Source organism: Methylobacterium sp. 10 (assembly GCF_000519085.1).
Taxonomy (GTDB): Bacteria; Pseudomonadota; Alphaproteobacteria; order Rhizobiales; family Beijerinckiaceae; genus Methylobacterium.
Map to the genome: position 1 here is coordinate 4,263,688 of NZ_KI912577.1, position 12,700 is coordinate 4,276,387.

Below are 12,700 nucleotides of genomic sequence, written 5' to 3' on the forward strand. Positions count from 1 at the left end.
AGGCATTTAAGTCTTTGTCACCGCTCCGCATTTTCCGAGAAGCGGTTCCGAATCCGGGGCCGGCTCTGTAGGGAGAGACGAACATTGGCGAATGATGAAGAGGCTCTTGCCGAGCGGACGTTCCTAACCTTCCTCAGGAATGGCGAGCGGGACGCCTTCCTCCAGCTGGAAGCCGAGTTGCTGGGCCAGTCCGTCGAGAAATGGGGAGCCCTCGTGTCGGCCTATCGCTCCCTGCTCACCCTCGACGACATTGCGGCGGAGGCCGGGCTCGATGAGCGGTTTCGTCCGAAGATCTGGTGGATGCGCAGTCCGTTCCCCGGGAATTTCGGCGATATCCTGACACCTTATGTGCTCTGGCATTCCTTCGGCGTCATGCCCCGCTGGTACAATTCGAAACAGGCGGACGGTCTCTGCATCGGCAGCATCGCCAAGTTCGCCCGTCCCGGCATGTATCTGTGGGGAACCGGCATGCCCCGCAGCACCGATGACATCTGCCCGACCGCGATCTATTCGGCGGTTCGCGGGCCGCTGTCGCGCGACGCCGTTCTGGCCGCCGGCGGGCAATGCCCCGAAATCTACGGCGACGCGGCCATCCTGCTCCCCGAACTCTATGCGCCCGTAGTGGAGAAAACCCACAAGGTCGGCATCATCGCGCATGTCCTGCAGGAAGCGCGGATCCGCAAGGCCGTCGAGGCGGTGGGCGCCGACCACGTCAAGGTCATCTCGCTCCTCGCCGTGTCGTTCGAGGATATCGAGCGGGTGATCCGCGAGATCCTCTCCTGCGACGAGATCGTCACCACCTCGCTGCACGGCCTCATCGTGGCGCATGCCTATGGTGTCCCTGCCCAATCGGCGCGGCTGTCGGAGGGCGAGAAAGAGGCGAAGGATTCCTTCAAGATGCGGGACTACAAGCGATCCGTTGGCCTCTCCGACGAAGCCCTCGAGCTTCCCCGCAGTTTCGGCGACCTGGCCTGGCTCGAGCGCCGGGCCTGCGTGCTCCCGCCCTCGCCCCTCGACACGAAGCCCCTGCGGGCCGCCTTCCCATTCCCGGTCCGGTTTCCGGAACCGCCGGCCACACGGGCGTAGGGCACACGCGAAAGATCGGGCCCGTCAGGCAAAGGGCTCCCGATGCGGTTGCATCGGGAGCCCTTTCGTTGCCGATCGTCGGTTTCGGGCCGCGGCGATTGAGAGGGCCTCAGACAACGCCCGGCCGCCACCGGTTCTCGTTCTGGGCACGGCGGCGGGCGGGAGTTGTGAGAGAGACACTCAGTTCAGCGCCACGGTGAAGGCGCCCTGGGTCTTCGAGCGGATCTCTTCCTCGGTCACGCCATCGGCGAGTTCGACCAGGACCATGCCGCCATCGCCCTTCTTGTCGATGGTGAAGACGCCCAGATCCGTGATCACCATGTCGACCACGGCGGTGCCGGTCAGCGGCAGGTCACAGGCTGTGAGGAGCTTGGGCGCCTCGGACCCGTCCTTGCCCTTGGCGGTGTGCTCCATCACCACCACCACCTTCTTCACGCCGGCGACGAGGTCCATGGCGCCGCCCATGCCCTTCACCATCTTGCCGGGGATCATCCAATTGGCGAGGTCGCCGTTCTCCGCCACCTGCATGGCACCGAGGATCGACAGGTTGATGTGCCCGCCCCTGACCATGCCGAAGGAATCGGAGGACGAGAAATAGCTCGTGGTCGCCAATTCGGTGATCGTCTGCTTGCCGGCATTGATGAGGTCGGGGTCTTCCTCACCCTCGAACGGAAACGGCCCCATCCCGAGCATGCCGTTCTCGGATTGCAGCTGAACCGACATGCCCTCGGGAATGTAGTTCGAAACCAGGGTCGGAATGCCGATGCCGAGGTTCACGTAGTAGCCGTCGCGCAGCTCCTTGGCGGCGCGCGCAGCCATCTGTTCGCGGGTCCAGGCCATGGTGGTGTCTCCCTAGGATGTCAGACGGCGGCGGAGGAGGCGGCGGTCTCGCCACGCTTGCGCGTGGTGCGCTGCTCGATCCTCTTCTCGCGGATCGCCACGTGGATGATGCGCTTGACGAAGATGCCCGGCGTATGGATCGCGTCTCCGTCGATCTCGCCGGGCTGGACCAGATGCTCCACCTGGGCGACCGTCACCCTGGCGGCGGTGGCCATCATCGGATTGAAGTTGCGGGCGGTCTTCCGGTAGACGAGATTGCCTTCGGTATCGCCCTTCCAGGCATGGACGATGGCGAGATCCGCGAACAGGCCCCGCTCCATCACGTAATCCTCGCCGTCGAACTCGCGCACCTCCTTGCCCTCGGCGATGAGGGTGCCGACGCCGGTCTTGGTGAAGAAGGCGGGGATGCCCGCCCCGCCCGCGCGGATGCGCTCGGCGAGCGTGCCTTGCGGGTTGAACTCTATGGCGAGTTCGCCGCCGAGATACTGGCGGGCGAATTCCTTGTTCTCACCCACATAGGACGAGATCATCTTTCCGATCTGGCGGGTCTGCAGCAGCTTGCCGAGGCCGACATTGTCGATGCCGGCATTGTTGGAGATGACGGTGAGATCCTTGACCCCCGACGCCTGGATCGCGTCGATCAGCTCGTCGGGGATGCCGCAAAGGCCGAAGCCGCCGGCCATGATCGTCATGCCGTCCTTGAGCAAGCCGGCAACCGCCTGCGTGGCGTCGGAATATACCTTCTTCATCTCAAGCCTTCCTCCCGAAATCCGGTCCCTGGCGCCGTTTCGGGCCGCCCTGCGAAACGCGAGCCAATCCAGCCTCCCCGGCCCGGCTCGCGCGGGGCTTGAGACCTACCGGGGAGGGCCGCGTCCGTCCGTCCTGTCTCTGCGCCAGGACATGGCGTTTCGGCAAGATCCTGCGGGAGAACATCGTGATGGAAAGGATAAGGGTGGCGAGACCTGTAGCAGAATGAGCCGTCTGGGGGAGATGGCGGCCGCGAGGACGGGAGCCCGCTTCCGAATGCTCCACTGTGGAGAAATGATGCATGGCAGACAAACCCCGTCCGGCTCGCTATGGAATGGAACGGGGGGCAGGTTCTTGAAGATCGACCGCAGCGGCTAGGCGAGGCCGTGCGCGGGACCGCGCGTCGCGGTTTTGCTCCGATAGGGAGAGATATGCCGCTCCGCCGCCTTCTGCCGGCCGTCTGTCTCGGCAGCCTCGTCCTCGCCCTGATCGCTGCCTGCCTGCCCTGGTCCGTGGCCTCCGCGCGCCTGATACGGGGCGTCGGCAAGTCGCTGGCGACCGGTTACGGAATCGCGATGACGGCCGAGGGGCCGGCGGGCATCGCCCTGCTTCCCATTCCCCGGCTGGATTTCGAGGGCGTCCGGCTCAACGCCGGGACGGTGGACGGGCCGCTTCTCGCCGAGGGCGGATCGCTCACTCTCAAGCTCGGAATCCGCGCCCTCATTGCCGGCCGCATCGAGATCGATACCCTCTCCCTCGAACGCACCACGATCACTCTCCCCGCCGATGACGGGGATCGGCGCTGGGTCGAGCCGTTCCGTCGCCTGAAGGCGCGCCTGACCGAGGGCGGTGCGTCGCGTCCCCGTCGCATCAGCCTCACGGATGCGATTCTGGTGGGGCGCGATCCCCGCGACGGCAGTGCTCAGACCGCCAGCGACGTCGATCTGGTTCTCGCCTGGCCGTTCTGGAGTTCGCAGACCAACGTCGCGGGAAGCTTCGTCTGGAACGAGACTCCCACCCGGTTCTCGCTGTCCGGGGTTCGCCTGGACGAGCTGTTCTCGGGCCGCGAATCCCCGTTCTCGGCCAGCGCGACCTGGCCCGCGGGCCAGATGACGGCGGAGGGAAGCGGCAGCCTCGCCGATGGGGTGTCGCTTCGCGGCCAGGGCAGCCTGCAGACCCGCTCCCTGCGCGAGACCTTAGCCTGGGCGGGGACCGACATCGCCCTGTCGCCCTTCCTCGACACGCTCGCCATCGACGGGACCTTCGAGAGTTCGGGCCGCAACCTGCTTCTGCCCTCCATGCGTCTGCGGCTCGGCGACAACAGCCTCGAAGGTGCCGGTTCGATCAGCTTCGGCGAGGGGCGCCCGGCCCTGCAGGCGACCCTGGCGGCGGAGAGCCTCAACCTCGCCCCCGTTCTGGCCACGCTGGTCCGGGTCTTCGGCTCGGACGACACGTTGAACGCCAACGGCTGGAGCCGGCAGAGTCTGGCCCTGCGGCCCTTCACCGGAGGCGACCTCGACCTGCGCCTCTCGGCGGGCAGTGCCCGCCTCGGCCCGGTGGTGATGGAGGATCTCGCATCGAGCCTCCTGGTGCGCGAAGGCAGCGTGGAGGGCTCCCTCGTCCGCGCCATGGTGAGGGGCGGTCTTGTCAAGGGACGGTTCGGCCTCACCACCTCGGCCACCGATCGCGGCGAGACGGAATTGCGTGCGCAGGGGGCTTTCGACCAGCTCGATGTCGGCGCCCTCCTGGTCGATGTCGGACAGGAGGGCTGGATCCTGGGCAACGCCCAGGGACAGTTCACCTTGGAGGGCTCGGGCCGCACCGCCGCCGGGCTGATCGCTCACCTCAACGGCCGCTCGTCCCTGGCCATGGAAAACGGCACCCTCGCCGGGCTCGACCTCGCCGACGTGGTCCACCGCAACGGCGTTGCCGCCGATGGCGCCCTGGTCCGCCGGAATGGCCGTACGCCCTTCGAGCGCGCGGGGGTGATCCTTCGCTTCGTCGACGGGATCGGCGACATCACTGACGGAATGCTGAAGACGACGTCGTTGTCCGCGTCCCTGCACGGAACCCTGTCGCTGCCGGAGCGGACCCTCGCCGCCAGGGCCGAGCTGATACCGCGCGCATCCGCCGACACCGTCCTGCGGCCGGTCGCGCCCCAGAGCCTGCCGCCGGCCGTGGCGCAGGGGCCGCTCTTCGATATCGATGGCCCTTGGGACGCCGTCGCCGTTCGCCTCATCCCGCGCGAGGGCGGTTCCGATCTCGATTCCCGGGGCGGCTCGATCCTCGCTCCCGATGCCATGCGGGGGCCGCGGACGGGGGCGCTCGACCTGCCCACACGGGTGCGGGCCTACGTGCCCTGAACCCCGGCGGAGGGGCGGCCTGCGAGGAACGACGCCGTCAGCACGACGAGGGTGACGCCGCCGACCAGAAGCGTCGAAGCGGCGTTGATTTCCGGGTTCACCCCGAGACGGACCTGGCTGTAGAGCCGCATCGGCAGCGTCGTCGCCCCCGGTCCCGAGACGAAGCTCGCGATGACGAGGTCGTCGAGGGAGAGGGTGAAGGCGAGGAGGAACGCCGCTGCCAGGGACGGTGCGATCAGCGGCAGGGTAACCGTGGCGAAGACGCGGAGCGGTCCCGCCCCCAGATCCGCCGCCGCCTCCTCCAGCGAGCGGTCGAGCCCCTTCAAGCGGGCGCCCACCACCACGGCGACGAAGCCGAGGCCGAGGGTGGCGTGGGCGATGATCAGGGTCGCGAGGCCGCGGTCGAGGCCGAGCCCGACGAAGAGCAGCAGCAGCGAAAGGCCGGTGATCACCTCCGGCATCACCATCGGCGCGTAGACGAGGCCGGTGAAGGCGCCCCGTCCGCCGAAGCGGCCGCTGCGGTTCAGGGCCAGGGCCGCCAGCGTGCCGAGGATCGTCGCCACCAGGGCGGCGAGCGACGCCACTTTCAGGGAGACCAGGGCGGCGGCGATGAGCGGGCCGTCGTTGAGGAGTACCCCGTACCAGCGTGTGGAGAACCCGCCCCAGACCGTGACGAGGGACGAGGCATTGAACGAGAAGACGACGAGGACGGCGATCGGTGCGTAGAGGAAGGCGAGTCCGAGCCCGAGGCTGAGGCGGTTGAGCGGACTCATCGGCCGACCTCCCCGCGCTGGCGCTCGGCATCGCGGAACAGCACGATCGGTCCGACGATGAGGACGAGGAGCAGCACCGCCACCGCCGAGGCGAGCGGCCAGTCGCGGTTGGAGAAGAACTCGCTCCACAGGACGCGGCCGAGCATCAGCGTGTCGGAGCCGCCGAGGAGATCCGGGATGATGAACTCGCCCACCATCGGAATGAAGCACAGGAGCGCGCCCGCGACGATGCCGGGCCGTGCCAGCGGCAGTGTCACGGTCCAGAACGCCCGCGCCGGTGAGGCGCCGAGATCGGCGGCGGCCTCCGTCAGGGTCGGGTCGAGGCGGGAAAGCACCGCGTAGAGCGGCAGCACCATGAAGGGCAGATAGGCATAGGTCAGGCCGATCATCACCGCGGCCGGCGTGTTCAGGATGTCGAGGGGGCGGGCGATGAGCCCGGTCCAGATGAGGCCGGCATTGAGCAGGCCTTCGGGCTTCAGGATCGCGATCCAGGCATAGATGCGGATGAGGAAGCTCGTCCAGAACGGCACGATCACGAGGGCCACGAAGAGCGGCTGGAGTCGGGCCGGCGAGCGGGCCAGCGCATGGGCGACGGGTGTGCCGAGGATCACCAGGATCGCCGTCGCTGTGGCCGCATAAAGCAGGGAGGACAGGGCTGCGTCGCGATACAGGCTGTCGCCGGCCAGGGTCTCGAAATTGGCGAAGTCCAGGGCTTCGAGGAACGCGCCCCATCCGTCGATCCCGGCGCTCCAGTCGAGCACCGGCAGGTAGGGCGGCTGTGCCGTTGCCGGCGAGGACAGGCTGATCTTGAGGGTGATGAGGCAGGGCAGCAGCACGAAGGCGGCGAGCCACAGATACGGCGCAACCGGGAGGAACCGCTTCATCACGCCGCCATGACCGTCGCGGCGTCGGGGGCGAAGGACAGGCGCACCGGGGCGCCACTGGCGAGCCCGGCTCCGGCGGGCAGGGTCGCGCGGATCGTGCTGCCGTCCACCATGCGGATCTGGAGGCGGATGCGGTCGCCGAGATAGGTCGAGGCCTCGACTTGCCCGTCGAGGGCATTGCGACCTTCGGCGGCCTTCGGATCGACGGGTGAAGCTCCTACGCGTTCGGGGCGCAGGGCGATCAGCGCGGGAGCGCCGGCGGCCGGGGCTCCCTCCCCGAGGGCGAGGACCGGACCGAGGGCGGTCTCGACCCGTACCAGCGCCCCGTCACTGTCCCGGACCGTCCCCGGAATGAGGTTCACGTCGCCGAGGAGGCCGGCGACGAAGCGGTTCACCGGCCGTTCGTAGAGCGTCTCGGATCGGCCGATCTGGACGAGACGGCCCTTGTCCATCACGCCGATCCGGTCCGCGAGCGCCATGGCCTCCGAGGGGTCGTGGGTGACGATGATGAAGGCGGTGCCGAGGCGGCGCTGGATCGCGCGCAGCTCGCCCTGGGTCTCCTCGCGAAGACCCCGGTCGAGGGCGCCGAGGGGCTCGTCGAGGAGGAGGACCTTCGGTTCCCGCGCCAGGGCGCGTGCGAGGGCGACGCGCTGGCGCTGGCCTCCGGACAGGGTCTCGGGACGCCGGTTCCCGAAATCCTCCAGCCGCACCAGGCGCAGCAACTCGTCCACGCGGGCGGAGGCGGCCGCGCGACCGAGGCCGTTCAGCCCGTAGGCGATGTTGCGCGCGACGCTGAGATGGGGAAACAGCGCGTAGGACTGGAACATCATGTTCACCGGCCGCCTGTGCGGGGCGAGGCCGGTGAGATCCGTCCCGTCGAGGTGGATCGTTCCGCCCGTGGGCGCGTCGAACCCGGCGATGAGGCGAAGCAGGGTGCTCTTGCCGCAACCGGAGGGGCCGAGCAGGCAGAGAATTTCGCCGGCTGGCATGTCGAGCGAGAGATCCGCCACCGCGTCATGGGTACCGAACGTCTTCGTCAACCGTTGGAGGGTGAGGAACGGAGCCACGGCGTTCCGCGCCGTCAATTGTCCTCGCGCAAGGCTTCGGCCACCCGCGCCTCCAGCAGATCGGGCCGGCGGATGACGAGGGCGCCCCGGGTCCGGTCGATCAGACCATCGGCCGCCATCACGGTGAACTCGCGGGTCACCTGCTCGCGCCGGCAACCGATGCGGGCGGCCAGCACGTGGTGATAGGGCGGCGGTGTCACCACCCGTTCGCCATCGCCGCCCGCGCGAGGCACCGACAGGCGCAGCAGCTCGGCATAGAGGCGGTGGCGCAGGTCGAGGAGCGCGTGTTCCATCAGCCGCGTGTTGAGTTCGCGCACGCGTTTGGCCAGCAGCCGGAACAGACGGTCGGCGATGGCCTCGGAGGCGAAGATCATCTGCCGGAAGGTCGGGGCCGGGACGACACAGACCTCGCCGCGGGTCAGGGCGGTGACGTTGGCCGAGCGGCCGATCCCGTCGAGCGCCGCGAGCTCGCCGAAGAACGCGCCGCCCCGCATCTCGCCCAGGATGACTTCCTTGCCGGATTGCGAGCGGTTGAGGATGCGGACCTCGCCCGAGGCGAGGAAATACACATCGGTGGAGATGTCGTCGTAATCGACCAGGACTTCGTTCTCGTCGAACCGACGCCAATGACAGCGGGTCTCGTAGGCAGACAGCTCGATTCCCGGCTCCTTGAAGAAGGGGATTGTCGCCAGCCGTCCTGCAGTCACGGGTATCGTCTCCTAAAGCGGGTGATCGTTAAGCTGCCGGTCCCGTGGGTCAACCCATTCCGACAAACCATCCCTACCAAAAGTCGAGCCGCCAGATTTTCGGCTCCGGTGCGGCATTGCGATCGTGTGAGAAAGACGTTGCTCATCGCGCGTAGTTTACCCGCCTCTGCGATTGATCCGGGTTACGCTGGGCGTACGCCGAGAATGAACCGCCTGTCTTAAGACAATCCCGGTTGATCGCGCCGGGAGCCGGGAAGTGTTGGTAGAGCCAGCGTCATCGAGAGACGTCACAGGCGCGACCCTTCCGTCAGAGCCATCGAGGATCGAACCGGGATTGCTCTCCCCGCCATCGATCCAGGCTGCGCGCGAGGTGGCGCTGCCGAGTTCGCGCCGCCGGCAGGCGACCCTGTCGGCGAGCTTCCGTCTGACGGGCTACGGCCTGCATACCGGGCGCAGCGTCGCAGTCACCGTCGCGCCCGCCCACGACGACCATGGTATCGTGTTCCGACGCACCCTCGGCCGTGGCCGTATGGTGGATGTGCCGGCCCTCTGGACCTTTCGCGAGACGCAGCCGCTCTGCACCGCCCTGCGCTCGCCCCAAGGCCCCCTGGTCCGGACCGTGGAGCATCTTCTGGCCGCGCTCTACGCCCATGGTATCGACAACGCGCTCATCTCCCTCGACGCGGAGGAATTGCCGATCTTCAATGGAGGCGCCCTGCCCTGGTGCGAGGGCCTTCGCGCGAGCGGCCGGACCGAGAGCGGCGCGCCGCTGCGCAGCATCCGGGTGCTGCGGTCGGTCGAAGTCCGTCAGGACCACCGGACATTGAGGATCGAGCCGGCGGACGCGCTCCACCTCTCCGGTCGCCTCGAACTCTCCCATTTCGCCCCCATGCACTGGTCCGGCACGATCACCCCGAAGGTGTTCACCGAGCAACTGGCTCCCTCGCGCAGCTTCGGGCGTGCCAAATGGGCGATTCCGGCCAAGATCTACGGTACGCTCATGGGCAAGCCGCTGCTGCGGGGGGCGAACCTGTCCTCGACCGCCTGCATCGTGGGCGGCCGCATCCTCGGCGGGATGACGGTGCCGGACGAGCCGGCGCGCCATCGCATGCTGGATCTGATCGGCGATCTGGCGCTGGCGGGAGTCCCGATCCTTGGCCGGATCGAGGCCGCGCATACGGGGCACGAACTGAACCACGCCCTGGTCGCGGCGCTGATGAACGATCCCGCCGCCTGGGAACTGGCCTGATGCAGACCCAGCCGGGGTGTTTCAGCCGATTCCCGCCAAAGCGAGCACGATGGCCAGGACGAGAGGGAGCGCCACCCCTGCGATTACGGTCTGGGTCGCCGTGATCCCTGCCATCAGCGGTGCGTCCCCGCCGAGCTGGCGTGACATGATGTAGGACGACGACGCGGTCGGCAAAGTCTGGAACAGCAGGGCCGTCACCGCAGCCGGACCCTTGAGTCCCAAGGCGAGGCAGGCCAGCACGGTGGCGGCCGGCATGAGCCCGAACTTGATCAAGGACGCCACGGCGACCGGCCGGATCCAGCTTCGCGCTGCCCCGAAATCGAGGGCGGCGCCGACGCAGAGCAGGCCCAGTGGAAGGGACGCCTGCCCCAGGGCCCGCAACATCGGTTCGAGTCCCGGTGGCAGGCCGAGCCCCGAGGCCTGGAGCGCGATGCCGCCGAGGCTGCCGACGACGAGGGGATTGAGGGCGATCTGACGCGCGAGGCCGAGGGCCGAGGGCCTCCCCGCCGTGCCGAAACGGGCGAAGACCAGCACGCAAAGGACGTTGACCGTCGGCACGATGGCGGCGTTCGCCACCGCCGCCAGTGCGACGCCCTGGGCGCCGTAGAGACCCGCCGCCGCCGAGACCCCCACATAGTTGTTGAACCGGATCCCTCCCTGGAACACCGAGGTGAAGGCCGGTCCCTCGAAGCCGAGGCGCGGCCGGGCTGCCAGTGCGAGCCCCGCCACCGCGAGGGTGGAGAAAACCAGGACCAGGGCGAGCGCACCCACCGGGACGTCGGCAAGGCGGGCGGTGGCGAGGCTGTCCAGGAGCAGGCTCGGCAGCAGCACGTAATAAGCGAGGCGTTCGGCCTGCGGCCAGAAGCCCTCGGCGAGGAAGCCGAGGCGGCGCAGGGCCGCGCCGAGGCCTATCAGAAGCGCGATCGGCACGAGGGCGGCGAGAAGCGTCAGGGTCATGGCGGCCGGATTACAGCGCTCCGCCCGCGCCGGATACGGTCGACAGCCGCCCTCCTCCTATTGTCCTTCCCCTTGCAACCCTTGCCGCGCGCCGCCAGAAGCCTGTCATGCTCCGCGTCAACGACCTCACCTACCGCATCGGCGAACGCCTGATCCTCGACGGCGCCACCTTCGTCATTCCGGACCGGGCCCGCGTCGGGCTCGTGGGGCGCAACGGCGCGGGCAAGACGACGCTGTTCAAGGCGATCCTCGGCGAATTGCCCACCGAGGGCGGCACCGTGTCGATGCCCAAAGGCATGCGCATCGGCGCCGTGGCGCAGGAAGCTCCGGCCGGGCCGGAGACGCTGCATGCCGTGGTGCTCGCCGCCGATACCGAGCGGGCGCGCCTGATGGCGGAAGCGGAGCATGCCGACGGCCTGCGCCGGGCGGAGATCGAGACCCGACTCGTCGATATCGAGGCGCATTCGGCCCCGGCCCGCGCGGCGGCGATCCTGCACGGCCTCGGCTTCGATGCGGAGGCGCAGGGGCGGCCCTGTTCCGACTTCTCCGGCGGCTGGCGCATGCGCGTGGCCCTGGCCGCCGTGCTGTTCTCCGAACCCGACCTGCTCCTCCTCGACGAGCCCACCAACTACCTCGACATCGAGGGGACGATCTGGCTCTACGACTACCTCGAACGCTACCCGCGCACCGCCGTCATCATCTCCCACGACCGCGACCTGCTCGACGAATGCGTCGACCACATCCTCCATCTCGATCGCGGCAAGCTCAGCATCTACCGGGGCGGCTACACGAGCTTCGCCCGGCAGGTGGCCGAGAAGCGCGTGCTCCAGTCCAAGGCGAAGGCCAAGCAGGATGCGGAGCGGGCGCATCTCCAGAGCTTCGTCGACCGATTCAAGGCGAAGGCCACGAAGGCGCGCCAGGCCCAGTCCCGGGTCAAGCGTCTCGCCAAGATGGAGATCATCGCCTCGGTGATCGAGGACGACGTGCCGGCCTTCCGCCTGCCGAGCCCGGAGCGGCCGCTGTCCCCGCCCATCGTCGCCATGGAGCGGGTGCAGGCGGGCTATCCTGACCGGATCGTGCTGTCGGGGCTCAACCTCAGCCTCGCCCCCGACGACCGGGTCGCGCTGCTGGGCGCCAACGGCAACGGCAAGTCGACCTTCTGCAAGCTCATCGGCGGGCGCCTGCCCCCCTTGAGCGGCGAGATGCGGCGTTCGGGCAAGATGGAGGTGGCCTACTTCGCCCAGCACCAGCTCGACGAGTTGCGCCCGGCCGAGAGCGCCTACGCCCATGTCCGCGACCTGATGCCGGACGTGCCGGAATCGAAGGCCCGCGCCGCCGCCGCCCGGCTCGGCTTCTCGGGGACCAAGTCGGAGACGCCGGTCTCGCAGCTCTCGGGCGGCGAGAAGGCGCGCCTGCTGATGGGCCTCGCGGCCTTCAAGGGGCCGCATCTCCTCATCCTTGACGAGCCCACCAACCACCTCGACATCGAGAGCCGGCAGGCCCTGGTGGAGGCGATCAACGAGTACGAGGGCGCGGTCATCCTGGTGAGCCACGACCGCTTCCTGGTGGAGGCCTGCGCCGACCGGCTCTGGCTCGTGGCGAACGGCAGCGTCAAGGCCTTCGACGGGGACATGGACGATTACCGTCGCTTCGTCCTCGCCGGCCCCGAACGCGAGGCCGAGAAGGGCACGTCCGAGGCGACCGGCGGGGTGAAGGCGCTGGAACGCCGCTCCAGCGCCGACCGTCGCGTGGCCTTGGCCCCCCTGCGCAAGAAGCTGGAGGGGGTCGAGGCGCGGATGAAGAAGCTCACCGATGCCATGACGAAGATCGACGCGGCGCTCGCCGACGGCACCGCCTTCCAGACCAACGCCGCCAAGGCCGGCGAGCTCGCCAAGATGCGTTCGGACGCGGCCGCCGCCCTGGAAGCGGCCGAGGAGGAATGGCTGGAACTCAGCGGCGAGATCGAGGGCGCGACGGCGTAGCGAGGGGAAGGCCTGGATCAACCCAGGACGCTTCGCGTTTCCCGC

The 12,700-nt window shown here is 68.6% G+C and carries 11 protein-coding genes; 4 read left to right on the top strand and 7 right to left on the bottom strand.

Going from position 1 to position 12,700, the window contains the following annotated elements:
- Positions 1-84 precede the first annotated feature (84 nt).
- The gene (locus K368_RS0120050) at positions 85-1,086 is read left to right on the top strand and encodes a polysaccharide pyruvyl transferase family protein (RefSeq protein WP_036266542.1); all 1,002 of its coding nucleotides are present in this window, start codon (positions 85-87) and stop codon (positions 1,084-1,086) included.
- 180 nt (positions 1,087-1,266) lie between these two features.
- Here K368_RS0120050 and K368_RS0120055 read toward each other — a convergent pair whose 3' ends face one another.
- Complete coding sequence (locus tag K368_RS0120055) at positions 1,267-1,926, bottom strand: 3-oxoacid CoA-transferase subunit B (protein ID WP_027173897.1); 660 nt, start codon at positions 1,924-1,926, stop codon at positions 1,267-1,269.
- Between the two features lie 20 nt (positions 1,927-1,946).
- Positions 1,947-2,675 (bottom strand): CoA transferase subunit A, encoded by a 729-nt coding sequence (locus K368_RS0120060; protein WP_027173898.1) that lies wholly within the window; start codon positions 2,673-2,675, stop codon positions 1,947-1,949.
- 429 nt (positions 2,676-3,104) lie between these two features.
- On the opposite strand from K368_RS0120060, the gene K368_RS0120065 reads away from it, so the two are divergent.
- Positions 3,105-5,036 carry an AsmA family protein gene (locus tag K368_RS0120065; protein WP_027173899.1) on the top strand — a complete coding sequence of 644 codons (1,932 nt, stop codon included), beginning with the start codon at positions 3,105-3,107 and terminating at the stop codon, positions 5,034-5,036.
- Here the strand turns inward: K368_RS0120065 and K368_RS0120070 are convergent.
- Genes K368_RS0120070 through K368_RS0120085 form a run of 4 tightly spaced genes read right to left on the bottom strand, consistent with a single transcriptional unit; the run spans position 5,024 to position 8,467 of the window.
- Positions 5,024-5,809 carry an ABC transporter permease subunit gene (locus tag K368_RS0120070; RefSeq protein ID WP_027173900.1) on the bottom strand — a complete coding sequence of 262 codons (786 nt, stop codon included), beginning with the start codon at positions 5,807-5,809 and terminating at the stop codon, positions 5,024-5,026. The genes K368_RS0120065 and K368_RS0120070 overlap by 13 nt on opposite strands.
- Entirely contained in the window at positions 5,806-6,693 is an 888-nt protein-coding gene (locus K368_RS0120075) for an ABC transporter permease subunit (RefSeq protein WP_027173901.1), read from the bottom strand. Before K368_RS0120075 ends, K368_RS0120070 begins: the two co-directional genes overlap by 4 nt.
- Positions 6,693-7,778, bottom strand: a complete 1,086-nt coding sequence (locus tag K368_RS0120080; RefSeq protein WP_027173902.1) for an ABC transporter ATP-binding protein — start codon at positions 7,776-7,778, stop codon at positions 6,693-6,695. The genes K368_RS0120075 and K368_RS0120080 overlap by 1 nt, the downstream gene beginning before the upstream one ends.
- On the bottom strand, positions 7,775-8,467 hold the full coding sequence (locus tag K368_RS0120085; protein WP_036266543.1) for a Crp/Fnr family transcriptional regulator: 693 nt from the start codon (positions 8,465-8,467) through the stop codon (positions 7,775-7,777). Before K368_RS0120085 ends, K368_RS0120080 begins: the two co-directional genes overlap by 4 nt.
- 334 nt (positions 8,468-8,801) lie before the next feature.
- Here K368_RS0120085 and K368_RS0120090 point away from each other — a divergent pair, with 334 nt between their 5' ends.
- Positions 8,802-9,716, top strand: coding sequence for a UDP-3-O-acyl-N-acetylglucosamine deacetylase (locus K368_RS0120090; RefSeq protein ID WP_245259628.1), 915 nt, complete (start codon positions 8,802-8,804; stop codon positions 9,714-9,716).
- Positions 9,717-9,737: 21 nt separating this feature from the next.
- Here K368_RS0120090 and K368_RS0120095 read toward each other — a convergent pair whose 3' ends face one another.
- Positions 9,738-10,673, bottom strand: coding sequence for an AEC family transporter (locus K368_RS0120095; protein WP_027173905.1), 936 nt, complete (start codon positions 10,671-10,673; stop codon positions 9,738-9,740).
- Between the two features lie 107 nt (positions 10,674-10,780).
- On the opposite strand from K368_RS0120095, the gene K368_RS0120100 reads away from it, so the two are divergent.
- Complete coding sequence (locus K368_RS0120100; RefSeq protein ID WP_027173906.1) at positions 10,781-12,655, top strand: ABC-F family ATP-binding cassette domain-containing protein; 1,875 nt, start codon at positions 10,781-10,783, stop codon at positions 12,653-12,655.
- The last annotated feature ends 45 nt before the right edge of the window (positions 12,656-12,700 follow it).

Coding starts and splice junctions, on each gene's coding strand:
- K368_RS0120065 (WP_027173899.1), top strand. CDS start 3,105: ATGCCGCTCCGCCGCCTTCTGCCGGCCGTCTGTCTCGGCAGCCTCGTC.
- K368_RS0120075 (WP_027173901.1), bottom strand. CDS start 6,693: ATGAAGCGGTTCCTCCCGGTTGCGCCGTATCTGTGGCTCGCCGCCTTC.
- K368_RS0120095 (WP_027173905.1), bottom strand. CDS start 10,673: ATGACCCTGACGCTTCTCGCCGCCCTCGTGCCGATCGCGCTTCTGATA.
- K368_RS0120055 (WP_027173897.1), bottom strand. CDS start 1,926: ATGGCCTGGACCCGCGAACAGATGGCTGCGCGCGCCGCCAAGGAGCTG.
- K368_RS0120060 (WP_027173898.1), bottom strand. CDS start 2,675: ATGAAGAAGGTATATTCCGACGCCACGCAGGCGGTTGCCGGCTTGCTC.
- K368_RS0120070 (WP_027173900.1), bottom strand. CDS start 5,809: ATGAGTCCGCTCAACCGCCTCAGCCTCGGGCTCGGACTCGCCTTCCTC.
- K368_RS0120100 (WP_027173906.1), top strand. CDS start 10,781: ATGCTCCGCGTCAACGACCTCACCTACCGCATCGGCGAACGCCTGATC.